This window comes from Streptomyces sp. NBC_00086, from assembly GCF_026343255.1.
GTDB lineage: Bacteria > Actinomycetota > Actinomycetes > Streptomycetales > Streptomycetaceae > Streptomyces.
In genome coordinates, this window is record NZ_JAPELZ010000001.1 from 3,896,096 (window position 1) to 3,921,648 (window position 25,553).

The 25,553-nt window shown below is 72.5% G+C and carries 26 protein-coding genes, 1 pseudogene and 1 riboswitch; of the genes and pseudogenes, 12 read left to right on the plus strand and 15 right to left on the minus strand.

The features are described from left to right. Positions 1–22: 22 nt before the first annotated feature. Both OG276_RS17360 and OG276_RS17365 read right to left on the minus strand, forming a co-directional pair. On the minus strand, positions 23–682 hold the full coding sequence (locus tag OG276_RS17360) for a response regulator transcription factor (RefSeq protein ID WP_266906488.1): 660 nt from the start codon (positions 680–682) through the stop codon (positions 23–25). Then, positions 679–1,827: a sensor histidine kinase gene (locus OG276_RS17365; RefSeq protein ID WP_266906490.1), complete on the minus strand. Its 1,149-nt coding sequence runs from the start codon at positions 1,825–1,827 to the stop codon at positions 679–681. Before OG276_RS17365 ends, OG276_RS17360 begins: the two co-directional genes overlap by 4 nt. Positions 1,828–2,032: 205 nt before the next feature. Between OG276_RS17365 and OG276_RS17370 the strand changes: the two genes are divergently transcribed. The 6 genes from OG276_RS17370 (at position 2,033) to OG276_RS17395 (ending at position 7,754) form a co-directional block, all read left to right on the plus strand. After that, positions 2,033–2,386 (plus strand): DUF6223 family protein, encoded by a 354-nt coding sequence (locus OG276_RS17370; protein ID WP_266906492.1) that lies wholly within the window; start codon positions 2,033–2,035, stop codon positions 2,384–2,386. A 128-nt stretch (positions 2,387–2,514) separates the two neighbouring features. Continuing rightward, positions 2,515–3,072: a hypothetical protein gene (locus tag OG276_RS17375; RefSeq protein ID WP_266906494.1), complete on the plus strand. Its 558-nt coding sequence runs from the start codon at positions 2,515–2,517 to the stop codon at positions 3,070–3,072. A 192-nt stretch (positions 3,073–3,264) separates the two neighbouring features. After that, positions 3,265–4,053, plus strand: a complete 789-nt coding sequence (locus OG276_RS17380) for a hypothetical protein (protein WP_266906496.1) — start codon at positions 3,265–3,267, stop codon at positions 4,051–4,053. A 25-nt stretch (positions 4,054–4,078) separates the two neighbouring features. Beyond that, a complete protein-coding gene (locus tag OG276_RS17385; RefSeq protein WP_266906498.1) occupies positions 4,079–5,248 on the plus strand; it encodes a sensor histidine kinase in 1,170 nt (389 codons plus the stop codon). 49 nt (positions 5,249–5,297) lie between these two features. After that, positions 5,298–6,026 (plus strand): response regulator transcription factor, encoded by a 729-nt coding sequence (locus tag OG276_RS17390; protein ID WP_266912894.1) that lies wholly within the window; start codon positions 5,298–5,300, stop codon positions 6,024–6,026. Between the two features lie 93 nt (positions 6,027–6,119). Further along, on the plus strand, positions 6,120–7,754 hold the full coding sequence (locus tag OG276_RS17395; RefSeq protein WP_266906500.1) for a carboxylesterase/lipase family protein: 1,635 nt from the start codon (positions 6,120–6,122) through the stop codon (positions 7,752–7,754). 19 nt (positions 7,755–7,773) lie between these two features. On the opposite strand, the gene OG276_RS17400 is transcribed toward OG276_RS17395, so the two are convergent. Further along, positions 7,774–8,730, minus strand: a complete 957-nt coding sequence (locus OG276_RS17400) for a sigma-70 family RNA polymerase sigma factor (protein WP_266906502.1) — start codon at positions 8,728–8,730, stop codon at positions 7,774–7,776. Positions 8,731–8,747: 17 nt separating this feature from the next. Continuing rightward, positions 8,748–9,995 (minus strand): NAD(P)/FAD-dependent oxidoreductase, encoded by a 1,248-nt coding sequence (locus OG276_RS17405; RefSeq protein ID WP_266906504.1) that lies wholly within the window; start codon positions 9,993–9,995, stop codon positions 8,748–8,750. A gap of 317 nt (positions 9,996–10,312) precedes the next feature. Here OG276_RS17405 and OG276_RS17410 point away from each other — a divergent pair, with 317 nt between their 5' ends. Both OG276_RS17410 and OG276_RS17415 read left to right on the plus strand, forming a co-directional pair. Next, on the plus strand, positions 10,313–10,843 hold the full coding sequence (locus OG276_RS17410; RefSeq protein WP_266906506.1) for a hypothetical protein: 531 nt from the start codon (positions 10,313–10,315) through the stop codon (positions 10,841–10,843). Between the two features lie 203 nt (positions 10,844–11,046). Continuing rightward, on the plus strand, positions 11,047–12,276 hold the full coding sequence (locus OG276_RS17415) for a transposase (RefSeq protein ID WP_266906508.1): 1,230 nt from the start codon (positions 11,047–11,049) through the stop codon (positions 12,274–12,276). A 421-nt stretch (positions 12,277–12,697) separates the two neighbouring features. Here OG276_RS17415 and OG276_RS17420 read toward each other — a convergent pair whose 3' ends face one another. Continuing rightward, on the minus strand, positions 12,698–13,558 hold the full coding sequence (locus tag OG276_RS17420; protein WP_266906510.1) for a helix-turn-helix transcriptional regulator: 861 nt from the start codon (positions 13,556–13,558) through the stop codon (positions 12,698–12,700). 265 nt (positions 13,559–13,823) lie between these two features. Here OG276_RS17420 and OG276_RS17425 point away from each other — a divergent pair, with 265 nt between their 5' ends. Beyond that, positions 13,824–14,663, plus strand: a complete 840-nt coding sequence (locus OG276_RS17425) for an alpha/beta fold hydrolase (protein WP_266906512.1) — start codon at positions 13,824–13,826, stop codon at positions 14,661–14,663. Positions 14,664–14,669: 6 nt separating this feature from the next. On the opposite strand, the gene OG276_RS17430 is transcribed toward OG276_RS17425, so the two are convergent. Next, positions 14,670–15,065, minus strand: a complete 396-nt coding sequence (locus OG276_RS17430) for a hypothetical protein (RefSeq protein WP_266906514.1) — start codon at positions 15,063–15,065, stop codon at positions 14,670–14,672. 64 nt (positions 15,066–15,129) lie between these two features. Then, positions 15,130–15,756 (minus strand): TetR/AcrR family transcriptional regulator, encoded by a 627-nt coding sequence (locus tag OG276_RS17435; RefSeq protein WP_250750119.1) that lies wholly within the window; start codon positions 15,754–15,756, stop codon positions 15,130–15,132. A gap of 162 nt (positions 15,757–15,918) precedes the next feature. On the opposite strand from OG276_RS17435, the gene OG276_RS17440 reads away from it, so the two are divergent. Further along, entirely contained in the window at positions 15,919–16,905 is a 987-nt protein-coding gene (locus OG276_RS17440; protein ID WP_266912896.1) for a GlxA family transcriptional regulator, read from the plus strand. A gap of 16 nt (positions 16,906–16,921) precedes the next feature. On the opposite strand, the gene OG276_RS17445 is transcribed toward OG276_RS17440, so the two are convergent. Continuing rightward, positions 16,922–17,857: an alpha/beta fold hydrolase gene (locus tag OG276_RS17445; protein WP_266906517.1), complete on the minus strand. Its 936-nt coding sequence runs from the start codon at positions 17,855–17,857 to the stop codon at positions 16,922–16,924. Positions 17,858–17,988: 131 nt separating this feature from the next. Here OG276_RS17445 and OG276_RS17450 point away from each other — a divergent pair, with 131 nt between their 5' ends. Further along, positions 17,989–18,627, plus strand: a complete 639-nt coding sequence (locus OG276_RS17450; protein ID WP_266906519.1) for a TetR/AcrR family transcriptional regulator — start codon at positions 17,989–17,991, stop codon at positions 18,625–18,627. Here OG276_RS17450 and OG276_RS17455 read toward each other — a convergent pair. The 5 genes and pseudogenes from OG276_RS17455 to OG276_RS17475 all read right to left on the minus strand — a co-directional run bounded on the left by OG276_RS17455 (position 18,581) and on the right by OG276_RS17475 (position 23,119). Further along, positions 18,581–20,075 (minus strand): annotated as a pseudogene (locus OG276_RS17455) (alpha/beta hydrolase). The gene OG276_RS17450 and the pseudogene OG276_RS17455 overlap by 47 nt on opposite strands. An 87-nt stretch (positions 20,076–20,162) precedes the next feature. Further along, positions 20,163–20,450, minus strand: a complete 288-nt coding sequence (locus OG276_RS17460) for a hypothetical protein (RefSeq protein ID WP_266906521.1) — start codon at positions 20,448–20,450, stop codon at positions 20,163–20,165. Between the two features lie 115 nt (positions 20,451–20,565). Continuing rightward, positions 20,566–21,318, minus strand: coding sequence for a CbtA family protein (locus OG276_RS17465; RefSeq protein WP_266906523.1), 753 nt, complete (start codon positions 21,316–21,318; stop codon positions 20,566–20,568). Between the two features lie 30 nt (positions 21,319–21,348). After that, positions 21,349–21,567 carry a CbtB-domain containing protein gene (locus OG276_RS17470; RefSeq protein WP_266906525.1) on the minus strand — a complete coding sequence of 73 codons (219 nt, stop codon included), beginning with the start codon at positions 21,565–21,567 and terminating at the stop codon, positions 21,349–21,351. Between the two features lie 38 nt (positions 21,568–21,605). Next, a riboswitch (cobalamin riboswitch) is annotated at positions 21,606–21,742 on the minus strand. A 90-nt stretch (positions 21,743–21,832) separates the two neighbouring features. Then, on the minus strand, positions 21,833–23,119 hold the full coding sequence (locus tag OG276_RS17475) for a phytase (RefSeq protein ID WP_266906527.1): 1,287 nt from the start codon (positions 23,117–23,119) through the stop codon (positions 21,833–21,835). A gap of 121 nt (positions 23,120–23,240) precedes the next feature. On the opposite strand from OG276_RS17475, the gene OG276_RS17480 reads away from it, so the two are divergent. Continuing rightward, positions 23,241–23,708, plus strand: a complete 468-nt coding sequence (locus OG276_RS17480) for a histidine phosphatase family protein (RefSeq protein WP_266906529.1) — start codon at positions 23,241–23,243, stop codon at positions 23,706–23,708. A 9-nt stretch (positions 23,709–23,717) separates the two neighbouring features. Here OG276_RS17480 and OG276_RS17485 read toward each other — a convergent pair whose 3' ends face one another. Further along, complete coding sequence (locus OG276_RS17485) at positions 23,718–24,335, minus strand: TIGR04222 domain-containing membrane protein (RefSeq protein ID WP_266906531.1); 618 nt, start codon at positions 24,333–24,335, stop codon at positions 23,718–23,720. Between the two features lie 216 nt (positions 24,336–24,551). Continuing rightward, positions 24,552–25,469, minus strand: a complete 918-nt coding sequence (gene pucL, locus OG276_RS17490) for a factor-independent urate hydroxylase (RefSeq protein WP_243330865.1) — start codon at positions 25,467–25,469, stop codon at positions 24,552–24,554. Positions 25,470–25,553 lie beyond the last annotated feature (84 nt).

Here is a 25,553-nt window from a genome sequence, read left to right on the forward strand (position 1 = left end):
CGCGCACCGCGGGGGCTTCGGGCTAGCTGCGCCGGATCACCAGGCCCGATTCGTAGGCGAGGATCACCAGTTGGGCGCGGTCGCGGGCGTGGAGTTTGGTCATGGCCCGGTTGACGTGGGTCTTCGCGGTCAGGGGTGTGATGACCATGCGGGCCGCGATCTCTTCGTTGGACAGGCCGTGCGCGACCAGGACGACCGCTTCGCGTTCGCGGGCGGTCAGGTCCTTCAAGGCCGTCCTCGTGTCGGTGGGGAGGGGTTGGGTGACGTACCGGTTGATCAGTTTGCGGGTGATCGAGGGGGCGAGGAGGGCATCACCGCGTGCGGCCACGCGTACGGCGTGCAGGAAGTCCTCCGGCAGGATGTCCTTGACGAGGAACCCGGCGGCGCCCGCGGACAGGGCGTCGAAGACGTACTCGTCCAGGCCGTAGTTGGTGAGGATGACGACGTGGACGCCGGCCAGTTCCGGGTCGGCCGCGATGCGCCGGGTCGTCTCGATGCCGTCGAGGACCGGCATCTGGATGTCGATGAGCGCGACGTCGGGCAGGTGCTGCCGGGCGAGCGCCAGGCCCTCCCGGCCGTCGGCGGCTTCGGCCACGACCTCGATGTCGTCTTCGAGGTCGAGGAACGCCCGGAATCCGCTGCGGATGAGCGGCTGGTCGTCGACCAGCAGGACACGGATCACAGAGCACCACCCTCCACGGGGAGTTCGGCCCGGACCGTGAAGCCGCCTCCGTCGCGCGGCGCCGCCCGGAGGTGGCCGCCGAGGGCGGTGACGCGTTCGCGCATCCCGAGCAGTCCGATGCCGGGCACGGGAATGGTGTCCGGCGTGGCCTTGCCGTCGTCGTCGACCCGCAGGGCGACGGCGTCGGGGCGGTAGTCGATGTGGACCGATGCCGTGGTGGCGTCCGCGTGGCGGGCGATGTTGGTGAGGGACTCCTGGACGATCCGGTAGAGCGTACGGCCCACCGCGGCGGGTACGTCGTGCTGCCGGCCTTGGCCCTGGATCGTCAGTGTCGCCCGCACGCCGGTCTTGCCGGCCCGTTCCACCAGGTCGGGGATGTGGTCGAGGCCGTGCGGTGGGGTGGTGTCGTCGTCGCGCAGGGCTTCCAGAGTGGCACGCAGCTCCCTGGAGGCCTCCCGGCCGGCTTCCCGGATGGCCAGCAGGGCCTCCGGGACGTCCTCTCCCCGCTTGCGGGCCACGTGGACCGCTGCTTCGGACTGCACCTTGATGACCGAGATCTGGTGGGTGAGGGAATCGTGCAGTTCCCGCGCGATGTGCAGCCGCTCCTCGTCTGCGCGGCGCCGCGCGGTCTCCTCCCGGGTGCGTTCGGCTTCGTCGGCCCGCTGCTCGGCCTGCCGGAGGGCTTCGCCGGCGGCGCCGGCGGCGATGAGCCAGGCGATCTGCAGGGCTCCCCGGGCCTGGGCGAACGCCTCGCCCGTGTCGTGCAGGCCCGAGGCGAGGGCAGCGACGGGGAGAGCGGCGAGCACGGCCACGCTCACCGCCACCGTGACGACGCGGTGTCCCGCCCGCATGGCCGCGTACACGGCGAAGAGGAACGCGACGGCGGCCACGTCGAAGCCCGCCGCCTGGTAGCCCACCGCGCACAGCCCGGTGACGGCGAGGACGGCGACCGGGGCCCGTCGGCCCGCGGCCAGCGCCAGGCCGCCGGCCACCAGCAGGGCGTAGCCGAGCAGGCCGGGGGCCGTGGCGGAGTGCTGCCCCTGCCCCTGCCCCGACAGACCGGTGACCAGCAGCGCAGCCGCCACGCCCAGGGCGATCAGCCAGTCCCTGACTCCGGCCCGTACGCGGAACCGTCCTTTGTCCATGCGCGCACCGTAACCCCGGGCCGCCGCGGGCGGATCACGCTCGCGGACGAGCGGGCGGCTACCACGCGCGCAGTAGCTCCGCGGGACCTGCCGCGAGCGCGGTAGCGCGAAGTGTCTGCGGCTGCGGGACGACCCGGCGGGGCCCGGCCGACATGCTCGAAGCACATCCCGTCGTGGGAAGAGAAGGAAGACGAGGAGCATCCTGATGTCCGCTCACCACCTGTTCGCCGCCGGTGTCACCGAATTCGGCCCGGGGAGGCTCGGAGCCACCACCGGCGGGCTGCTGGGGCTGGCCGCCGTGGTCGTCGCCGTGCTGGCGGTGACCCGGCCCGCCGGGCGCCTCGGCGTGGCCAACGGCTCGCTCGGGGCCACGGCCGCCGTGGTCGCGGGGCTGATCGCCACGGCCCTCGGCGGGCTGGTCGCGGCCACCGCCGACGGTGGACTCGGCACCGGCAACGGGCTCGGCGGGGCCTACGTGGCCCTGCTCCTCGGGTTGACCGGGTCCGCGTTGGGCGGTCGGGCACTGATCCGCACCCGCCGCGCCCGCCAGACCACTTGACCAGCGGTCCCCCGGCCGGTCGGCACGGACCCGCCGACTCAAGTGAACGCACGTACGAACGCGCCGGACGCCGGACTGCCGCCGAGTCGCCTAGTGCTGTGACCGGAAACCGGAAAGGCCGCCACCACATGCCCGTCGACCAGCGATCCTGGGAAGCCGCGGTCCGCCATCTCTTCGAAGACGCGAACCCCTACGACGCCACGGGCCCGCGCCGCCACGAGGACTGGGTCCTCGATGTCATCGCGCTGATGGAGGGGGTCCCCGACCCGCGGGGCTGGGCCGTTCTCGACGATGCGGCGGAAGGCCGGTACGAGCGGCCCCCCACGTACCACTTCCCGGCGCACACTCCGGAGTTCATCGCACGGCGTCTCCAGGAGATCGACCGGACCGGCGCCGAGAACCTGCTCCTGGCCCTCACGGACGACGGCTGCACCCTGTCCAGCCTCAAGCGCTTCACGGAGAGCGAGGAAGAACTGCGGGCCATGGCACGCACGATCCTCGCCCGGTACGGGGACACCGCGACGTTTCACACCAACGTCAACCGGCCCGGACGCGTCCCCGGCACCCTCGACTTCACGACGCAACACTGGGGGTACAGCCCGCTGAGCTTCTACTCCGAGGACTACGGCCTGATCGTCGTCTCGGACACCGAAGTGGGACTGTTCTGGAACTTCGCCGACTACTGATCCGGCTGCCGATCCCTACACGCGCAGCCCTGACCAGGCGATTTGAGAGAAGAACGCCCCCGTGTCCGTCCCGTATCGGACCGTGGTCCGATACGGGGCCGGGGAACGGGCCTCGTCGGACCTGAGGCCGACGGTGGGAAGCGGACCGTGCTCCGACGCGGTGGGGAGCCGGTGGGCGGGATCGTTCACGCCATGACGAACACGACGCGGAGCACACGGAGCACGCCCCCGGTCTGCGACACCACCGCCCCGGCCGGACAGCGGCTGCTGCCGGTGGACTGGTCCGGCTTCCCCGGGCGTTGGGCGGGCGGGGTCTCGCTCGTCGCCGGTCCGCTGCTGCTGGGCGCCGGGGTCCTGCTGAGACTGCCGTTCCACTTCTTCTACCCCGAGCAGCTCGCCGCCCGCGTCGAGCACCCGGTTCTGATCGCGGTCTCCTACGGTGCCTTCGCCGCCGGGACCGTCCTGCTGTGGCCCGCCGTTGCCGTACTCGCCTCCCGGATCGGCCGTCGCCGCCCCGGACTGGCCCTGTGGGGCGGGATCTTCGCCGTTCTCGGGCTCTTCGCCCGGACCTTCCACGCCGGGGTCGACCACCTCGCCTTCCAGCTCGCCGAACGGCAAGGAGCCGGGGCCGCAGCCTCGTTCGTCGGCGAGACGTACGGCGCGTTCCACGTCTTCAGCGCCCTCAACCTCGCCGTCATGGGCGGCTGGCTGCTCCTCGCCGTCGGCTCCTGGCGGGCGGGCGTACTGGGTCCGGTGCGCGCCCTCGCCCTCGCGGCGGCCTCCGCGCTGCCGCTCGGGGTGCTCAAGGGCACCACCCCGCTGTCGGTCGCGGCCGTCGCCGGGCTCTGCCTGGCCCTGGTCCCGCTGGGGGTCACCGTGCTCCGCGACGGCCCGGCTCCGCGCCGAGCCGTCGTACTGCGCTGGGCCGCGGCGATCGCCTTCACGGTCCTGGCCATGACCCTGATCGGCCGGGCCGGTTGACGATATGGCGATGTACGGTCGGGCCATGCGTCTCCCCCGGCGACCGCACGACAGCCATCTCCTCGCGCTCGACCTGGCCGCCGCGCTGCTGATCGCCGCGACGTACACCGGGTTCGCCCGGATGTCCGGGAGCGATGCCCAGCCCGCCTACACCGGACCGCCGTGGGCGGGCGTGCTCGTCGCCGCGCTGGTCGGCCTCCCGGTGGCGGCCCGCCGGCGGTGGCCCGTGGCGGCCGCCTTCACGGCCCTCGCCGGGCTCGCCGCCGCCACCCTCCTGGACATCACCCGCGAGCCGTACGCCGCCCTCGGCCTGATCCTCTACGCCGTCGCCCTCACGCGGAGCCCGCGGCGCTCGGTGCCCGTACTGGCCCTCGTACTCGCCGCTTCGGCGGCCGCGGTGCTCACCGGGGAGGCCCTGGTCACCCCGGCCGAGACCTGGAGCGGGGCGGCCGGGGTCGCGGCCATCGTCTGGCTGGTCCTCGGCGGCGGCTGGGCGGCGGGCTACGCCGTACGCGCCCGCCGGGCCCGGGAGGCGGACCTCGCCGACCGCCGCACCGAGCACGCCATCGCCGAGGAACGGCTGCGGATCGCACGGGAGTTGCACGACATCGTGTCGCACAGCCTCAGCCTGATCGCGGTGAAGGCGGGAGTCGCCGGGCACGTCGCCCCGCGGCGGCCCGAGGAGGCGGTGGACGCGCTGCGCGTCATCGAGCAGACCAGCCGGGCGGCGATGACCGAGATGCGCCGCACCCTGGGCTTGCTCCGCGCCGACGCGGCCGCCGCCCCGCTGGGCCCGGCACCCGGCCTCGACGCGCTCGACGGGCTGGCGGAACAGGCCCGACAGGCGGGCGTGGAGGTGGAGTTGAACGTGCGGATACCCGACGGCGGTCTGCCCGCGGGCATCGCCCTGGCCGTGCACCGGATCGTCCAGGAGTCCCTCACCAACGCGGTGAAGCACGCGGCCCCCGCACGCTGCCGGGTCGCGGTCGAGGCCGACCCGCGCGAGGTGCGGATCGACGTCACGGACGACGGCGTACGGGGCGCGGCCCGCGCACGGCCTGGGGGTCACGGCCTGGTCGGCATGCGGGAGCGGGCGATCATGTACGGCGGCACGTTCAGCGCGGGACCGCGCCCCGAGGGGGGCTTCGCGGTCTCCGCCCGACTGCCGCAGGACGGCACGAGGAGGACCGCATGACGGAAGCGGCGGACACGACGGAAGCGGCGGGGGTGACGGGGTGACGGAAGTGACCGGCACGACCCGCGTGCTCGTCGTCGACGACCAGGTGCTGCTGCGCGGCTCCTTCCGGATCCTCGTCGAGAACGAACCGGGCCTCACCGCCGTCGGAGAGGCCGGCAACGGCGCGGAAGCCGTCGAGCTCGCCCGCCTGCACCGTCCGGACGTGGTCCTGATGGACGTCCGGATGCCCGTCATGGACGGGATCGAGGCGACCCGGCGGATCTGCGGGTCCCCTGAGACCGCGGGCGTACGGGTGCTGATCCTGACCACGTTCGACCTCGACGAGTACGTCTACGCGGCCCTGCGGGCCGGTGCCGCGGGCTTCCTCCTCAAGGACGCCCCGCCCGCGGAGGTGCTGGCGGCCATCCGGGTCATCGCCGCCGGCGACAGCCTGCTGGCTCCGTCCGTGACCCGCCGCCTCATCGAGGAGTTCGCCCGCAGACCGGAACCGGAACCGGACCCGGACCCGGACCCGGACCCGACCCCCGTCCCGGGCCACGGGCCCGCCCCGCTGGCGGGGGTGACGGAACGGGAGCGCGAGGTCCTGGAGCTGATCGCGCGCGGCCTGTCGAACGACGAGATCACGGCACGCCTGCACCTGAGCATGGGCACGGTGAAGACCCACATCGGCCGCCTGCTGTCCAAGCTCTCCGCCCGCGACCGGGCCCAACTGGTCATCACCGCCTACGAATCGGGAGTCGTATCACCCTCCGACGGCGGGCTGGGCGGGGCCTGAATCCTGTCGAGCGTGTGCTGGGGGTAGCCCCACCCCGCGGTCGGGGGCCTACCGGCCTGTGGGCCACACCCCCGGATCCATACGCTCGTATACATGTTGAAGCGGACAGCACACGCAGTCATCGTCGGCGCCCTCGCGCTGAGCACCGCCGCGGCCGTCACGGTCCCCGCGCACGCGGCCACCACCTTCGGGGCCGACCACACCGACAGCCGCACCGACGGCCCCCATGGCGGGCCAATTGTCCGAACCGAAAAGGGAGTTGTGCGCGGTACGGCCACCGGCGCCGTGCGCACCTTCCAGGGCATCCCTTACGCGGCGCCCCCCATCGGGGCGCGCCGCTGGGCGCCCCCGGCCCCCGCCGTCCGGTGGGAGGGCGTGCGGGACGCCACCGAACCGGGGGCCGCCTGCCCCCAGACGGGGTTCCTCTCCCCCGTCGGTCCCGCGTCCGACCAGGAGGACTGCCTCTTCGTCAACGTGACCACCCCGCGGGCCCCTTCGGCCCGCCCCCGCCCCGTGATGCTGTACCTGCACGGAGGCGACCACACCGACGGCACCGGAGCCATGTACGGGGCCGAGCGGCTCGCCGCCTTGGGCGACGTGGTCGTCGTCACCGTCAACTACCGTCTCGCCGCCCTCGGTTACCTGGCCCACCCGGACCTGGAAGCGACCGGCGGCGAGTCCGGGAACTACGGTTTCCTGGACCAGCAGGCCGCCCTGCGCTGGGTGCAGCGCAACGCCCGCGCCTTCGGCGGGGACCCGGACCGGGTCACCCTGTTCGGCCAGTCCGCCGGCGGCTACAGCACGTGCGCCCACCTCGCCGCCCCCTCCTCCGCGGGCCTCTTCGACCGGGTCATCCTGCAGAGCTCACCCTGCACGGGGCCCGATGGCCGCCGCGACCGCACCGCGGCCCTGGCCGACGGTACGGACGCCGCCGAGGCGATCGAGGCCGCGCCCGGGGTGCCCGACTGGCGCACCGCCGCGCCCGAACACCTCGTCAACCCCTTCGGCACGGGCCCCGAGTACACGCCGGTCTACGGGGGCGGGCTGCTGCCCCGTACCCCCGGCGAGGCGTTCGCATCGGGGCGGTTCAACAAGGTTCCGGTGCTCCAGGGCATCAACCGGGACGAGGAGCGGGCGCGGGTCTACGGCCTCGAACTGGCCAAGAAGGAGCGCACGCACGATCCGGACGCCCGGTTCGACGAGGCCGACCGGCTGGACGTGCTGGAGGACACCTTCGGCGAGGAGCGGGCCGCCGTCGTCGCGGCGCAGTACCCCGTCTCCGCCTACGGAGGTTCCCCCGGCCTCGCCCTCGCGGCGGCCCTGACCGACCGGAACTGGGCCCGGCACTCCGTCGAGACCGGCCGGGCGTTGTCCCGCCACGTCCCCACGTACACCTACGAGTTCGCCGAGCGCACCACCCCGTGGTACTCCGACCCGCAGTTCCCGAAGCCCGGCTTCGAGCCGGGTGCCGGCCACACCTTCGAGCTGCCCTACCTCTTCGAGGTCGACGCCTACGAGAAGCTCACCCCGGAGCAGACGCGGCTCTCCGCCGACATGATCGCCATCTGGGCGGACTTCGCCCGCACCGGCAGGGCCGGCTGGAAGGCCACCACGCCCACGGCCCCGAACGCACAGTCCCTGGCCTCCGGCCCCGGCGGCATCCACCCCGTGGACTTCGCCAAGGACCACCGGTACGCGTTCTGGAAGTCTCTGGAGTCCAACCGGTGAGTCCCCGTGCGCCGGTGGGTCACCACTCGGCGATCAGCGGGGTCCGGGGTGCGTACTGCCGCCAGGCCTCGGCGAGGCGGACGAGGCGGGCGGGGGCGGCGATGCCGCGTACGGCTGCGATCTTGTCCTCGGTGACCTCGAACGCCACGGCGCCCATGACCTGGTCGCCGAGGACGAAGAGGACGGCGGGGGCGCCGTTGACGACCGCGTAGTGGAGGTCGAGCGCGCCGCCGGCGAGCCGCTGCTTCGCGGGCGTGGACGTGAAGCCGCCCCGCATGACGGTGGCGACGCGCCGCGGAGTGTCGTACCGCAGCAGCTTCTCCGCCAGGCCGGCGCCGTCGGAGAGCGCGATCACGTCGTCGGTGAGCAGGGCCACCAGCCGTTCGGTACGGCCCGAGGTGGCGGCGGTCAGGAACTCCTCCACGATCCTGCGGGCCGACGCGGGGTCGATCTCCTGGACGCCGCGGCGGCGGTCGGCGGTGACGCGGGCCCGGGCGCGGTGGAGGTGCTGCTGGCTCGCGGACTCGGAGATGTCGAGGATCCCGGCGATCTCGGCGTGACCGTACGAGAACGCCTCGCGCAGGATGTAGACGGCCCGCTCGACGGGTGACAGGCGTTCCATGACGGTCAGCACGGCCAGGGAAACCGATTCGCGCTGCTCGTAGGTCTCGGCCGGGCCGAGCATCGGGTCGCCGTCGAGGAGCAGTTCGGGGAACCAGGCCCCGGCGGTGCGTTCACGGCGCGCCTGCGCCGAGCGGAGCCGGTCGAGGCACAGGTTGGTGACGACCTTGGTCAGCCAGGCTTCGGGCACCTCGATCTGCTGCCGGTCGGCGGCCTGCCAGTGCAAGAACGCGTCCTGCACGGCGTCTTGGGCGTCGGCGGCGGAACCCAGCAGGCGGTAGGCCAGCGAGGCCAGCCGGTTCCGGCTGGCCTCGAACCGGCTGGTGTCGAAGCGATCGGCAGCACTGGTGTCCACGTTCCCACCCTAGGCGGCTAGGCCCCCGTCCCGGCTACGGGAACGTCCGAGGCGTACGGGACTGCGGGCGCGGCGGACGCGTCCGGTGCGGGGGCCAGGCGGCGTTGGCGCTTGGGCACGCCGAAGGTCGGGTGCGAGGTGCTCCACAGCGACATCTTGAGGATGCCGGCCTTGATCCGCGCGGCCTTCCGGCCGCCCACGTACTTCGGCTTGGCCCGGGCTTCGTGGTCGACGAACTGCAGGATCCCGTCCTGCCGCCCGAGGCTGATGTGGTTGCCCGGGTAGTCCAGCTTGACGTGGCCGGTCTTGCCGCCGGTGAGGGTGCCCACGATGGCCTTCATGGCCTGCATGCCGGTGAAGCCGGCCGAAGCACAGGACATCGGCAGCGGCTGCCCGTTGGCGCCGATGGTGTGGACGCTGTCCCCGGCCGCGTAGACCTCGGGGTGCGAGAGCGAGCGCATGGTGCCGTCGACGAGGATCCGGCCGCTCTCGGTGACCGCGAGCCCGGCGGCGGCCGCGATGGGGTGGACCGCGAACCCGGCCGTCCACACCGTCGCGCCGGAGGGCAGGGCGGTGCCGTCGGCGCACAGGACGCGGGTCGCTTCGACGGCTTGGACGGCGGTGTGTTCCAGGACGGTGATGCCGATCCGGTCGCAGGCCCGGCGCAGGTGGGCGCGCGCTCCGGCGGAGAGGGGGGCGGCCAGCTCGCCGCGGGCGATCAGCGTGACCGACAGGCCGGGCCGGGACTCGGCGATCTCGGTGGCGGTCTCGATGCCGGTCAGCCCGTCGCCGACGACCAGGACGTTCCCTCCCTCGGGCAGGCCGTCCAGGCGCTCGCGCAGGCGCAGCGCCGAGGGCCGGGCGGAGACGTCGAAGGCGTGGTCGGCGGCGCCGGGGACACCGCGGTCGTCACCGTGGCTGCCGAGCGCGTAGAGGAGGGTGTCGTAGCCGAGCTCGTCGGTGCCGGCGCCAGTGCCGGCGTCACCGCCGGTGTCGGCCACGGAGACGACCCGGCGCTCGGGGTCGAGAGCGGTGACCCGGGCCAGGCGCAGGCGGATCCCGGTGCCCGCGAAGACGTCGGCGAGCGTGCGGGTCTCGATGTCCTGGCCGGTCGCGACCTGGTGCAGCCGCAGCCGTTCGACGAAGTCCGGCTCGGCGTTGACCACGGTGATCTCGGCGTCCGCCGGGGACAGCCGACGGGCCAGGTTCCCGGCCACGTAGGCCCCGGCGTAGCCGGCACCGAGGACGAGGATGCGGTGCTTCATGTGGTGCTCCTGTCGGTTCGCTGGGCTCTCGGTGACTTGAGCGGGACAGCGGACCGATTCCTGACAGGAACCGCGTGTGGCGTGGGTCACATGGGGGGGCGGCGTCGTGGCCTTCGCCGGCTCCGCACCGACCCTGAGCGTCACGACCCTCGCCTGACCTCGACCGACAGCCCACATGGCACCACCACCGCGCGCATGGCGCCACTAAAGCCTCGCAGTGGCGCCATTCATGTGCCATGATGACACCACTGCGGCACAGTCAGCGGTCCGCACGTTCACGGAGTCGCCAACGGGATCACCAACGGAGGGGTTGGATCATGGAGACAGTGCAGAGCCGGAAGCAGGACGCAGCCGGCGCCTTCACCGCCTTCTCCCGCTTCGTGCTCTGCGGCGGAGGGGTGGGGGTCGCCTCCAGCTTCGCCGTCGCGGCCCTCGGCTCCTGGATTCCCTGGATCCTGGCCAACGCCCTGGTCAGCGTGGTCTCCACGCTCCTCGCCACCGAGCTGCACGCCCGCTTCACCTTCGGCGCGGGCGGCCGGGCCACCTGGCGCCAGCACGCGCAGTCGGCCGGATCCGCGGCGGCCGCGTACGCGGTGACCTGCGCGGCGATGCTCGTCCTGCGGCAGCTCGACGCGTCGCCCAGCGCCCTGCGCGAACAGGTCGTCTACCTGTCCGCCTCCGCACTCTCCGGCGCCGCGCGCTTCGCGGTGCTGCGCCTCGTCGTCTTCGCGCAGCACCGCTCGAAGACCGCGGCCGCCATCGGTACCACCCGCGCCGTACCCGTGCCCGCGGCCGTGGCCCGTACCGCCGCCCCAGCCGGGGCGGCGGACCTCTGCCGCGCGGCCTGACACCGTCCGCCGGGGACTCAGGGCGTCACGATCGGGAAGCCCAGGGTCGGCTTTGGCCACCTGATTTCTCCTAGGATGCCCCGACCTTTAGGGCGGGGAGGAACAGCTCCTTGGGTCGGAGGCGCGGAGCGCCGGAGTTCGGTTCGCATCTGTTCTGACCTGCTCTTTCGGCTGTTGTCAGTGGTGGGGGATAACTTGCTGGAATGACGAGGGCGCCGATGGTGGGGGATGCCGGGCATGCCCGGTGGACCTTCCGGCTGCGTGTGTCGTCCACGGCCCGCACGGCCCTGGCAGGCGAGTGGGACCGGTGCCGCTGGGTGTGGAACGAGTCCTGCGCGAAGTCGAAGCAGACGCACCTCGCGAACAAGTACCGGCCCGAAGGCACGGACAGGCGGACGTGTGGTCCGGCGCAGCTCGACAAGATGCTGACCGAGGCCCGGAAGGCGAACGCTTGGCTGCGGGAGGGCTCCTCGGTGCCGCAGCAGCAGTTGATCCGCGACTTCGGGAAGTCCCGTGCGAAGGCGCAGAAGGACATCAAGGAACGGCTGCCGATGCGGCAGCGCGCCGGGATGCCGAAGTACAAGAAGAAGCGGGAAGCGCGGCCGTCCCTGAACTACACCAAGCGCGGCTTCCGGATCAAAGACGGGAAGCTGCACCTGGCCGGCGGCATCGCCCTGACCGTGGTGTGGTCGAGGGAAATGCCTGGCGACCCGTCCAGCGTGCGCGTCTACCAGGACAGCACGGGAGCCTGGTATGCCTCCTTCGTGGTCCCTGTCGAGGTGCAGCCGCTCCCCGAAACCGGTGCCGTGATCGGTATCGACTGGGGCGTGCGCGAGACCGCGACCACCACATCCGACGCTCACGACCTTCCCCACGCCCAGCACGGGAAGAAGGCCGCCGCTGGCTTGGTCCGCTATCAGCGGATGATGGCCCGGCGCAAGCCGCCGAGGGGCAAGCCCGGCTCGAAGGGATACCAGCGGGCGAAGAAGCTGACGGCGAAGCTGCACAGGAAGGTGGCCCGGCAACGCCAGGACACCGGCCGCAAGTGGGCCAAGCGCGTGGTCCGCGACCATGACGCCCTGGCGGTGGAGGACTTCAAGCCGAAGTTCCTCGCCAAGTCCACCATGGCCCGCAAGGCTGCCGACGCGGCGATCTCCGCGACGAAGACGGCCCTGATCGAGATGGGCCGCAAGCACGGTCGGACCGTGTACCTGGTCCATCCCGCGCACACCACGATGGACTGTGCGCAGTGCGGAGCGAGAACCAAGCACGCACTCCCTCTCTCAGAACGAACCTACGCCTGCACCGTGTGCGGAGCCGTGTCCCCCAGGGACAAGAACTCCGCCCGCGTGATGCTGGTCCGGGCTGGTCTCAACCCGGCTAGTGCTGATCGCGGAAGACCAGACCAGGCGCTGCCTGGCCTGGCAGCGTGAGCTAGAAATCCCCGATCAGCCCTGGAGGGCGAGGAAACCCTCCCCCCAGGGAGGGGAGGATTCAAGTAGGAGAACAGGCGGCTGAGCTGAGCTGAGGAGGGCCGGGGATCCCGTGGTGGAGATGGTGTCCAGTACCCGGCCCGCCAGGACGGCCAGGGGTTCGGGCTTGGTGAGCGTCACTGTCAGACCCGCAGGGGTGCGGGGATCGGTGACGGTGCGGTGGGTGAGGGCGTCGTTGTGGAGGGTGAGGCGGTGGCGAGGACCAGGTCGATGGAGGCCCGGGGGCCGTCTCGGCGGCTCGGCAGATTTGAGCGGGTCGATGACGATGACTCCGCGGTCTCCCTCGACGAGGTTCATGTTCGAGAGTCGGAGTGGACTGTACGGGCCGTAGGGGCTGCGGGGATCGCCCGCGGCCGGCGCCTCAGCCCGGCTGCGCGAACTGTTCGGTGCCGACGACCCGGAGGAGGTTCAGCCGGTCGGCCGTGTCCGTGCCCGGCGGGGGCGTCAGGAGCAGCAGGCGCTGGTCGCCCTCCGGGGCGAGGAGCACCTGGCAGTCGAGGTCCACGGGACCGACGACGGGGTGGATCACCCGCATGCGGCTGTGCCGGCGGACGGCGACCTCGTGCAGCTCCCACAGGGCGGTGAACTCCTCGCTGGCTTCCTTCAGGCGCTCCACCAGACGGGTGGCGGCCGGGTCCGCGGAGCGCCTGGCGACGGCCGCCCGCAGGTCGGCCACGTGCAGGCGGCTGTACTGCTCGTGCTCCTCCGCCGGGTACGCGTCCCGCGCGGCCGGGTCGGCGAACCAGCGCCAGACGACGTTGCGGCCGTGCTCGGACACCGTGCACACCCCGCCCAGGAGGCTGCGGGCCATCTCGTTCTGGGCCAGTACGTCGCCCAGGTCGCTGAGGACCTGCGCCGGCGTTCCGGGCAACGCGTCCAGCAGGTGCAGCAGGCCCGCGCCGACCTGGTCACCGGCGACCCGCGCGGCGGGCGGGCGGTGCCCCGCGAGCAGGTGGAGGTGGTCGCGGGCGTCGTCGCCGAGGCGCAGGGCGCGGGCGAGGGCGGACAGGATCTGCGGCGAGGGCTGCGGGCCGCGGGCCTGCTCCAGCCGGATGTAGTAGTCGGCCGACATGCCCGCGAGCTGGGCCACCTCCTCGCGCCGCAGCCCGGGCGTACGCCGCCGGGGCCCGGCGGTGAGGCCCGCGTCCTGCGGGCGCACCCGCTCTCGCGAACGGCGGAGGAAATCGGCGAGCTCACTGCGGTCGATCGTCATGTTGATCATCCTGCCGGACGCTTCCCGCGCGGGACATGCGGTGATCACGTCGTGGACGGGGTCACCGCCCATCCAGCGGTGGCCGCCCGCAGTGGCCGGGGTCGCGTCCCATCCAGCGGTCGCCGCCCGCAGTGGCCGGGGTCGCGTCCTATCCAGGGATCGCCGGTCCCAGGTTCACGGGGTCTCTCCCGCCCCCTGCGCCCCGACGGCACTGTTGGTCGAGCCGGAGGGGAAACGCCCCCGGCAGCCACCACCGCCCCGAGGAGCAGCAGCCATGTCCACGACCCTCACCGCCACCGCCGACGCCGCCGCCATCGTGAGCGCCACCGTGCGCGTCGCCGACGCCGAGGTCTACTACGAGCGCACCGGCACGGGCCCCGCACTCGTCCTCGTGCACGGCACCGGCTCAAGCGGCTCCGCCGTCAACTGGGGTCAGACCCGGCCCCGTTTCACCGCCGACCACACGGTGATCACCCCCGACCTCTCCGGCACCGACCGCACCCGGGACGGCGGGGGCGCGCTGACCGTGGAGGGGCTGGCCGCGCAGGTCATCGCCGTCATCGAGGACGCGGGCACCGGGCCGGTGGACCTGCTCGGCTTCTCCATGGGCGCGCCGGTCTCCGCCGCCGTCGCCGCGCTGCGCCCCGACCTCGTGCGCCGGCTGATCCTGGTCTCCGGCTGGGCCCACACCGAGGGCGACGAGTACCTGCGCAACATCTTCACCCTGTGGCAGCAGCTCGGCGCCTTCGACCCGGCTGCGTTCGGCCGCGCCATCACCATGACCGGCTTCAGCCGGGGCTTCCTCAACGCGATCGGCCGCGAACAGGTCGAGCTCCTGATCCCGAACCTGCCCCCCACCCCCGGCACCCTGCGCCACGTCGACCTCGACACCCGCATCGACATCCGCGGCCTGCTGCCGCTCATCGAGGCGGAGACCCTCGTCATCGGCGCCACCCTGGACATCACCGTCCCGGTGGAGAACAGCCGCGCGCTGCACGCCGCGATCGCACACAGCTCGTACGCCGAGATCGAGGCCGGGCACGTCGCCTTCTTCGAGAAGGAGGACGAGTTCGTGGAGCTGGTCGACGGCTTCATCCGCGGGGGTCGGGCGTAGCGCAGCTCAGCCCTGTACGGCCAGCACGATCCGGAGCACGCAGGCCGCGAGCACGGCGCCGGACACGATGCTGGTGATGGCCGCCCCACGGGTGCCGCGGGGCAGCCGGTCCGGCAGGGTCACCGTCTGCGGGCGCTTGGGGTCGTAGATGACATCCATCCGGCCCCCGATCTGGACCGGCGGGAAGACGAACGGGCCCACGGTGTACTGGCGTGCGGGAGAGCCCACCGGGGTGTACTCGAGCAGGATCATCGAACCGTGCGCGACCTGGCCCACGTTGACGCAGACGGCAGAGTGCCGGATGCCCCGCTTCAGCAGCGGGCTCGCGTGGAGGTAGATCCCGAGCGAGACGCAGAACACCACCAGCGCGGCCAACGCGACCAGAAAGACCCAACCACTCACCGACAACGCCCCCGCCCGACGGAAAGACCAGATCATCTCCGACCGTCGGCAGGGCCACAAGGCCTTATGCCGGTGCCGCTCCGGTGAGGGTGTCGACCAGAGCCTGGGCGAGGACGGTCGCGGCGCCGATCCTGGTGTCCTCCCGCTCGTCGCCGGTGACCTTTCCGATCACCGCGTCACGGACGGACACCGAGATGTCGGGGCCCCCGTACAGCTCGGGGAAGGACAGGGCCATCAGGCAGACGCCCACGTTCGCCGAGAGGATCGACTGTCCGGCCAGCGCCGGGGTCGTCCGCAGTCGGCCGGCGTCGCGGCACCGCCCGACGGCCGTCAGGAGCAGGGCCTGCGCCTCCGCGATCGCCTGCGGCTTGGCCGTACCGGCCGGCGTGAACATCAGCCGGTAGAGGTGGGGATTGCCGAGGGCGAACGCGACGTGGCTGTCCCAGGCCGCCCGCAGGTCCGCCACCGGGTCGCCGGTCTGCGGATTGCGGCGCTTGTTGGCGAGGAACCGCTCGAAGCCGAGGTCGGCCACCGCGGTGAGCAGCCCCTCCTTGTCACCGAACTGGCGGTAGATCTCGGGCATGCCGACCTTGGCCCGGTCGCAGATGGCCCGGGTGGAGATCGCCGCCGCGTCCTTGTCCGCGAGCAGCTCCGCGGTGGCTTCCAGAATGCGTTCTCGGGCCGTTGACATGGCGTCGATGGTAGCAGCGCTAACATCATGCGTAAGCATCGCTTACGATCCGTGTTAGCGTTGCACACACCTGCTCGTGAGCGCCTGCCGAGAAGCACCGACGGAGACGTGATGGAGACCCATGGACACCGGCTGGACCTCGATTCCGCGGACGGATCGCCCCTGGAACCCCTCGCGCGACTGATCGTGATCGTGCTCTTCGACGGCGTCGACCTGCTCGACGTCACCGGGCCGCCGGAGGTGTTCTCCCTGGTCCCCCGGGAGACGGACGACGCGGCCGGCTACCGGGTCGTCCTGGCGGCCGGGACCCTCGATCCCGTCACCACCTCGGCCGGGGTGCGCATCCTGCCGGACCTGACCTTCGCCGAGGCCGCGACGCGGAGCATCGACACGCTCCTGGTGCCCGGCGCGGTCGAGCTGGACGCCGAGCGCCGCGTCCGCGCCCTCACCGACCCTGAGGTGGTCGACTGGGTGCGGACGCTCGCCGCGCGCACGCGCCGGGTCGCCTCCGTCTGCGTGGGGGCGCACCTGCTGGCCGCGGCCGGGCTGCTCGACGGCAAGCGGGCCACCACCCACTGGTCCACCGCGGAGCAGCTCGCGGCCGAGCACCCGGCGGTCGAGGTGGACGCCGACCCGGTCTTCATCCGGGAGGGCGAGGTGTGGACCGGCGCCGGGATCAGCGCCTGCCTGGACCTCTCGCTCGCCCTGGTGGCCGAGGACTTCGGCGAGGCCGTCGCCCTGCGCGTGGCCCGGCAGCTGGTGATGTACCTGAAGCGGCCGAGCGGGCAGAGCCAGTTCAGCGTCCCGCTGGAGCCGCCCTCCGCGACGCGGCGCGCCGAGGACCTGCGGCACTACATCCGGCGGCACCTGGGCGGCCGGCTGAGCCTGGCCGACATCGCGGAGTACGCGCACGTCAGCGAGCGGCAGTTGGCCCGGATCTTCAAGTCCGAGCTGGGCATGACCCCGGCCGCCTACATCGAGTCGGCCCGCGTGGAGCTGGCGCGGGGCCGGCTCGAAACCACCGATGCCACGCTCGAACGGATCGCCTCCGCCTGCGGGTTCGGCACGGCCGACACCCTCGTACGGGCCTTCCGCCGCACGCTCGACACCACGCCGACGGAGTACCGGCTCCGCTTCCGGACGGCCTGAGGCGCCCGCCTCCGCGCTACGCGGCTCCGCGCGCGGCCGGGTCGAGGGAGTCGACGTCCTCCATGAAGCTGAGCATCCGGGCGTTGACCAGCTCGGGGTGGTCGAGCTGCGGGCCGTGCCCGGTCGCGGAGACGATCTCGGCGCGGGCTCCGGGGATCACCCGCGGCACCCGCTCCAGCTGGCGCTTCGGGTGCACGAGCAGGCTCCGCTTGCCCATGATCAGGTAGAACGGCGTCCGGATCGTGCCCAGTTCCGCGTCCGACAGCGGCAGCGGGGCGGGGCGCTTGATCCGGAAGGCGCGGACGCCCGCCTGGATCCACCTCCGCAGTTCGGGGACGACCAGGACCGGCTGCTCCAGCCACTTGGCCAGCGTCGGGCGCAGCGCCTTGGGGGCGAAGGTGGCGAAGAGACTGGCGAAGATCCACACGAAGAAGCGCAGCCCCACCTTCTCCAGGCCGCCCGGGTCCAGGGCGGTGACCGAGGCGAGCCGGCCGGGGCGCAGGTGCACCTGGTTGATGACCAGCCAGCCGCCGTAGGAGGAGCCGACCAGGTGGACGTGGTCCAGGCCGAGCGCGTCGAGGGCCTCGTCCATCCACTGGGCCGCGCGCTCGGGCTGCCACATCGGTGCGCGGTGCATACTGCGGCCCGGGTCGCCGGGGGTGTCGAGGGCGTAGACGGGCCGGTCGGCGCTGAGGGCCACGGTGTTGGGGTACCACTGGGCCGAGCAGCCGCCCGAGCCGTGGATCAGGACGATGGGCGTACGGGACTCCGCCGCCGGGTCCGTGGGGCCGTACCGGTAGACGTGCGTGGTCCCGAAGCTGGTCTCCACGTCCGTCTCGGAGCGGGCGGGCGCCCCCTTCGCGTAGAGCGCGTCGCAGGCGGCGAAGTAGCGGTCGCGCAGCTCGTCGCTCACGTAGCGGCCGATGTCACGGCGGGGCTTGTTGTCGGGCACGGGGCACCTCCTGGAGGACCGGGGATCCGTTCTTCGTGATACGACCGTACCATGATGTTGATACGGCGGTACCATGAAAACGAGCCGCGGGCTCATCACCCACGGGCACCGACGGGCGGAGACACCAGAACATGCCGAAACGCGTGGACCACGAGGAACGGCGCACCCAGATCGCCGAGGCACTCATCCGCGTCGCCGGACGGCGCGGGCTGCACGCCGTCGGCATGCGCGACGTGGCGGCCGAGGCCGGAGTCTCCCTGCGCCTGGTCCAGTACTACTTCCAGACCAAGGAGAAGCTGCTCTTCTACGGGCTCCAGCACCTGACCGACCGCTTCACCACACGGGTCGGCGCCCGCCTGGCCGCCGCCGGCCCCGACCCCGGCCCGCGCGCGACGATCGAGGCCCTGCTGCTGGCCTCCCTGCCGACCGACGAGGAGAGCCGCACCTTCCACCTCCTCTACAGCTCCTACTCGATCCTGTCCGTGACCGACGAGGCCCTCGCCGCCCAGCCCTTCATCGACAACCCCGACGCCGCCGAGAACGCGGTGGCCGGGCTGATCGCCCAGGCCCAGGAAACCGGCCTGGCCGACCCGGACGTCGACGCGCGCACGGAGGCGATCAGCCTGCTCGCCATGGCGGCGACCATGGGCACCAGCATCCTGGTCGGCCAGCGGGGCCCCGAGTCGGCCGTCGCGGTGCTGCGCCACCACCTGGACCGGATCTTCAGGACGGGCACACGGAGTCCCGCAGGGGACGCTCCCCCGTCGTGAGGTACGCGGTGACCGTGCGGTCGGAGCAGGCGTTGCCGTTGCCCAGGTAGACCCCGTGGCCGCCGTGGTCGACGGTGAGCAGCCGGGCGCGCGAGCCGAGGGCTTCGCGCATCTTCAGGGAGGCGGTGTACGGGGTCGACGGGTCGCGGAGGTTCTGCACCATCAGGATGTTCGAGGGGCCCCGGTCGGTGATGCGGGTGGGGCGTTCGGCGGGGGCGTCGGGTGACGTTCGCCGGCATCCCGGCCGTCAGGGGGTGCGCGGCGCGGTCCGCGGCCACTGCCCGCTCGTACCCGGAGACGTTCTTGGGCCAGGCCACGACGTTGCAGATGACCCCCACCATCAGCGACGCGTCCGAGTCGGGGAGCACCGCGGCGAGCTCCTTGGGCAGCTCGGGGACCGCCCCGGGGTCCCGGGCCTCGCGGACGAGGCGGGCGAAGGCGGGGAACTGGGCGTCGCCGTAGAGGGCGGTCTGCAGGGCCTGGCGCAGCATCGTGCCCGTCAGCGGCAGGCCGGGTACGTTCGAGGGCTTCGGGGAGCGGTCCAGCTCCGCAGCGAGGGCCAGGAACAACGGGCGTACGTCGTCCGGGTGGTCGGCGAGCCGCAGCCCCTCCCCCGCCCGCGCCGGGTCCGCCGCCCAGGCCGCGAAGTCGGGGAAGCGGTCGTCGGCGCCCTGCGCCATGTTCGCGAGCCAGCCGCGCGCGACCCGCGTCGGGTCGGGGTCCCCGCTGCTGTCCAGCACCAGGCGGTCGGTGCGGTGCGGGAACTTCTGCGCGTACACCGCCGTCACGTAGGTCCCGTAGGAGACGGCCCACACCGAGAGCTTGCGCTCGCCGAGGGCCTCCCGGAAGCGGTCCATGTCGCGCGCCTGGTTGGCGGTGGTGAAACTGCGCAGCTCCGCGCCGCCGTTCGCGGCACAGGCCTCGGCCACCCGGCGGGAGCGGTCGACGTTCTCCGCGATCCCCCCGTCGGCGCCGGGCCAGGAGCGCAGGGTCGTCAGGCGCCGGTCGGCCGCGTCCAGGCCGCATTCGGCGGTGACGCTGCCGCCGACTCCGCGCGGGTCGAGCGCGACGAGGTCGTACGCGCCGTCCAGTTGCCCCGCCAGCGCGGCCCCCTTCTGCGAGAGCCGCTGCACGCCCGAGCCGCCCGGCCCGCCGGGGACCACGGCCAGCGTCCCGCGCCGGGCGGCGGGACGGGTGCTGGGCAGCCGGGACACGGCGAGGTCGACGTGCGGGCCGGCCGGGTCGGCGTAGTCGAGGGGGACGGACAGCTTCGCGCACTGCTGGCCGTCGAGGTGGCCCGTGTGGGTGCACGCCGTCCAGGCCAGGGTGGGCGCGGCGGCGCGGCCGGCGGCGGTGGCGGCCGCGGCGCCGGCGGTACCGGTCAGCGTGGCCGCCACGGCCGTGGCGGCCAGGGCGACGAGTGCGGTCTTGCTGCGGTAAGTGGTCATGAAACGAGGATGGTTGGGCATCCCCGGCCATCACATCCGGGAGCCGGGAAGGTCGTTCGGGGGGCTAGCCCCCCGGCGAGCCCCCCGTCAGACCACGACCACCGCCACTGCCGCCGCACCCATGAGCGCGGCGGCGGAGTGGATGGCCGCATGGCCGTAGTCACCCGACCAGAGGTGGCGGGCCAGACCGGCGACGGCGGTCAGGCCCGCGATGATGCCGATCTGCGCGAGCAGGGTGACGGTGGAGAAGGGGGTCAGCAGCAGGAGCACCGCGTTCAGCCAGAACGGGGCCGCGCCCGTCCAGCCCCGCCACTCCCGCACGTCTCGCCACTGCTGCCGGTTGGGCAGGTGCGGCAGGCGAAGCCAGTGCGGCAAGTGAAGCCAGTGCGGCGCCTCCCGGCGGCCTTTGGGTCTTCGATGGTCCCCGAGCTCTCGGGTCGCCGTCGCCACCGCGCCGTCACCAGCCTCTCATTCACTTGCACGCAAGACGTCAACTCGCAGGCTGTACAGCCTCCTTGGGTGTTGCGGCGGGGACAAGAGCCCGTTCGGCAAGAAATCCGAAAGCCAGGCCGAAAGTTCCCCACATCGCGGCCTGAATGGCGAGCGAGGCGAGCCGGAACTGCCAGACGAGCGCCGCCGGGAAGCCCGTCGGCACCTCGTTGATGCCGGGCAGGAACGCGTAGGCGACGGCGACGGCCACCACGAAGGCGAGCGAGGCTGCGATCGAGGCGTTCCAGTTGCCCAGGCGCGGCGCGAGGCGCCGGCCCAGGATCAGCGCGGCGGCCGCGAGCAGCAGGCCGAGCGCGAGCATCAGGACGTAGAGGGTGGTCCGCTGGACCGTGGTCTCGGGGTCTCCGACGGCCGGCGGGTTGGCGGGGTACTTGAAGAACGGCACCAGGGTGACGGTGACGAACAGACCGCCGGAGACCAGCAGCGCCGTGGCCCGGGGGCCGAAGCGGCCGATCCGGCCCAGGGCGTAGCAGTAGACGAGCGCGGCGATGCCGCCGAGCGCGATCCCGTAGAGCAGGGTTCCGGTGCCCAGCCCGGCCGTGGCCTGGAGGGCCCGGCTGACCGGAGCCGCCTCGGCGTCACCGTGATCGTGGGATCCGGCTTCCTCCAGGGCGATCGCCGCGTCGACCTGGGACTCGCCCAGGAAGTACGCGACGAGGAACGCGGCAACTCCGGCGAGCAGGCCGGCGAGCATGCCCCTGATGAGGAGCACGCGGGGGGAAATGGGGTTCATGAAGTTTTCGGTCCCTTGCGGATCGGTGGATCAGTGGCAGGGGAAGCCGAGGAGGTGGCGGCCGTCGTGCATCCACTCGTGCACGGTGTCGCCTTCGAAGATCGCGGTGGCGCCCTGCTCGGCGCCGACGAGGTAGAGCAGGACCAGCATCAGAACGCCCACGAACAGCGCCCAAGGGGCCAGGGTGGAGAGGGAGATGGGTGCGACGGCCAGCGGGGCGGCAGTCGTGGGCACGGCGGAGTCGGCCATGGCAGGAACCTCCAGAGGGAACACGCGTCCCGGTCAGTGGTGCTTGCGACGACGGTGGCGGGTCTGACTTTCCTCCCCCTCCGGGAGGATTCACAGTGGCGCGACCGTGCCGGATTCTCAACCGGACTTCCGTCATACCGTCGTCTTGTCGTCCGCCACCGTACCGCTCTTTATGGCGGCCTTACAGCGTCCTTGCAGGAGGGTTCCGTCTCACCGGCTCGTCGCACCGGCTCGTCTCACCGGCGCGTCTCACCGGCCGACGGCGTCAGCCGATGGCGTCGACCACCTCGCCCAGGCCGACGAACTTGAAGCCGGTCGCCTCGCGGTCGCCGTCGCCCGGGGTTTCCCGGCCGTCCTGGACGACGAGCAGGCCGCGGGGATAGCGCGTACCGAGGGGGGCGTTGAGGGCGGCGGCGCCGTCGCAGACCTCGGAGCCGTCAAGGGTGGCGGAGGCCGCGGTGATGCGGAAGGCGCCCTCGAACTCGTTGTGGTCCTCGCGCTCGCGGTCGTAGGCGACGAAGGTGTCGTCACCCTGGCTGGAGGCGAGCAGGTAGCCGTCGCCGTCGGCCTCGGTGACCAGGGTCAGGCCCTCGACGTCGGCCTTCAGGCGCTTGCCCCCGTAGCCGGGATCGGCGCCGGGCGCGCACTCCTCGGTCTCCTCGTCGTAGGTGCCGGGCACGCCGTACTCGCGCACCTTGTCGATCAGCTTCGGCGTGCCGCCGAGGCCCGCGTCGATGCGCCAGATCCCGACGTCCTCCTGCCCCGCGTACAGGGTGCCGTCCGCGGGGTCGACGACCATGCCCTCGATCTGCGGCAGTTCGCCCGGCTCGGCACAGGGCGTCCAGGAAGCGCCGTTCGGCAGGCGGAAGGAGGACGGCAGGTCCAGCGTGCGCACCTGGCGGTAGTCGACCGTGCCTGCGGGGGTGGCGACCAGCTCCAGCAGGGCGATCCGGGTGCGGTTGCGCTGACTGACCGCCGCGTAGGACCGGCCGCTCTTGCGGTCCGTCCAGGTGGCCAGGCCGTACGCGGTCTTCTGCTCGTTGATCTCGGCCTGGTCGGCGGAGAAGACCGGGCGCGCTCCCGGGTCGGTGACGTCGGTGAGCGGGCCGCCGGGCCGGTTCCGGTCGATCCGGTAGATCCGCAGCCGGTCGTTGCCCCGGTCGCTGACCACCGCGACATCGGCGCGCCCGCCGCCCAGGCGCAGGCCGCTGACCAGGTCGACGTTGTTGAAGCGGCCGGGTGCGTCGTCGGCGCCCGGTCCGGCCGGGGCGGGCAGCGACTGCACCTGCCGGGCCTCCAGGTCGTAGACCCGCAGGCCGCCCTGCTTGGCGGTCGCGATCACCAGGCTGCGGCCCGGGTCGGCGGCGTTGCGCCAGATCGCCGGGTCGTCCGCGTTGGCGTCGCCGCCGGCCTCGTCGTCGTACAGCGGCGCGGTCTCGGCCCTGGGCCGGACGGTGCCGATCGAGGAGGCCTGTGCGGGGAGCGCCACGGACCCGGCGAGTGCCGTGCAGAGCACGAGTGCGGAGGCGCGGGCGGCGAGACGTGTGGTCAATGTTCTTCCTTTATGAGGGTTTTGCCCTGAGAGGAAGACGCTCGCGGGGTTGATTGTCATGTCCGCACCCAACAGATGGCCGATGGTTGAACGCGGTGCGAAACCCCGGAAGAATCGGACGGTGCACCCCACCACCGTACGAGTCCGTCTCGTGATTCCGCCTCTGGACGAAGCGGGGCGCCTCCACCGCTTCCCGTCCGCAGATCCGTGCCCCGGGCACGAAGGGCTGCGCGGGCAGGACCACGGCGCCTGGGCCGGGCGGGCCATGGACGACGTGGCCGGGGAGGACCCCGAGGGGCTGCGGAGGTGGATGACCGACACCGCGTACGCGCCCCCGGGCGGCGGCGAGTCGGTCGAGACGCTGATCGCGCGGGTCGGCGCACACCTGGGCGCGCTGGCGCCGGGGACGCACCGGGCGGTGGCCGGGCAGGGCGTCGTACGGGCGGCCGTGGTGTGGGCCCTGGAGCTGCCGGCGGCGGCCTTCTGGCGGCTCGACGCACGCCCGGGGTCGGTGACGACGCTGACGGGGCGCTCCGGGCGCTGGAACCTGCTCGTGGGCGGGCCGGAGGATCCGCCGGGCAGTCCCTGACTCCCCGCCTCACTCACCGCCGCCTCCGCCGTCGCCGCCTCCGCCGCCTCCGCCGCCGTCGGAGTACGAGCCCGAGTGCGAGCCGGGATCGGAGTCGCCGTCCATGCGCGGCAGCCTGCGCCCCGACGTCGGGCCACGACGGCGTGGAACCGCCTGCGCGCGGCCGACCGGGCGGCCGACCGGGCGTCGGGCCGTGGCGTCCAGGACGCCGGCGGCCCCGCGCAGGACGTACTCCGGGATGCTCGCGTCGCGCCCGGCCGCCTCCAGGTGTCGTCTCCCGCTACGGGTCACGCGGCGGTCCGCGCCCTTCACCAGGCCCCATGCGGCCAGCCGACGGCCGATCTCGTAGCCCTCCAGGGAGCGGTGCAGGTCGGCGCGGACCGAGTCGACGCTCCTGGTGCGCCCGCAGAACGCGAGCACACGACGCTCGACCGCGTGCCCGGGCAACTCCCCGCCCACCGTACGCACCTGCGCCTTGTGCACCACGAGCAGGCCGCGCCTGTTCAGCGCGACCATCGCGCTGTCCGCCACCCGCCGCGCCCCACCCGCCAGGAACGCGATGTCGTACACGTCCAGGTCCCGCATCTCGTGCGAACCCCTTGCGAACTGCCGGAACACCCACCGCATACCGGGTCCACCCCCCGTTTCGGCCCGCCTCGTCTGTCAGCAGTGTCACCTGACGGTGCGGCGCCCAACCCCCGTCCTGCCGTCTCAGAGCAAGACTTGAGCTTCACGGCGCGGCGTCGGATCGGGGCGGGCCGGGCTGAGTCGGGCCGCGAACGCGCAGCGGCCCGGACCCCGCGACGCGGTCCGGGCCGAACTACCGTGGGTGGGGAGCGGGCGTCAGGCCACGATCCAGTCGCTCGTCGCGATCACCGGCTGCACGCCGTCGCGGTGCACGGTGCCCTCGATGAGGCCGTACATGCGGTCGGCCGCGAAGTAGACCTCGTTGTCGTTCTTGAGGCCGAAGGGCTCCAGGTCGACGAGGAAGTGGTGCTTGTTGGGGAGGTTGAGGCGCACCTCGTTGACCTTGGGGCAGTTGTCGAGCACGCGCTCGGCCATCTGGTTCAGGGTCTGCTGCAGGGAGTACGAGTAGGTCTCCGCGAAGGCTTCCAGCATGTTCTTGCGGACCTTCTTGTACGACTGGTCCCAGTCGTACTCGGCGTCGTCGGCGGCGAGCGCCGAGTGCGCCCAGCGCGCGGTGACCTTGGTCGCCAGGATGCGGTCGTACGCCTCCTGCAGCGTCGTGTACTTGTCCTTGATGAAGCCGTGGAACTCGGAGTTGGTCGAGTTCATCACGGTCAGGTCCTTCAGACCCGAGATCACCTGGAGACCGGTGGTCTCGCTGTACGTGATCTGCGCGGTGCGCACCTCGGTGCCCTTGAGGGCGAAGGAGTGCTGCTCCTTGCGCGTCGGGACCGGGATCCGCTCCCAGGCGTACTCCTCGACGCGGATCTGCGCCTCGCGGATCGGGGCCTGGGAGGAGACGAAGTGCTTGGCGAGCAGGATGCCGAAGGCCTCGGGGGAGGCGACGCCGTGCTCCTTGGAGAAGGCGTACACCGTGTTCTTGGTGGTGTCCGTGGGCAGGCAGTTGGCGTTGTCACCGGTGAGGTGGACGTCGCGGAACTCGCCGCGCAGCGCGACGGAGACGTTGAGGTCGCGGATCTCGTGCCAGGAACCGTCGCTGCCCTTGCGGGTGACCTTGACGATGCGGTTCTCGGCCTTGCCGTACTGGTTCTGGGCGAGGATGTGCTTGCTCATGCGCTGTCTTCCTTCGGGTACTCGGGAACACGGAGTCCGGTCGTCTGGATCCCGTACGCCCGGCGTCCGGCGGACGCGCAGCCC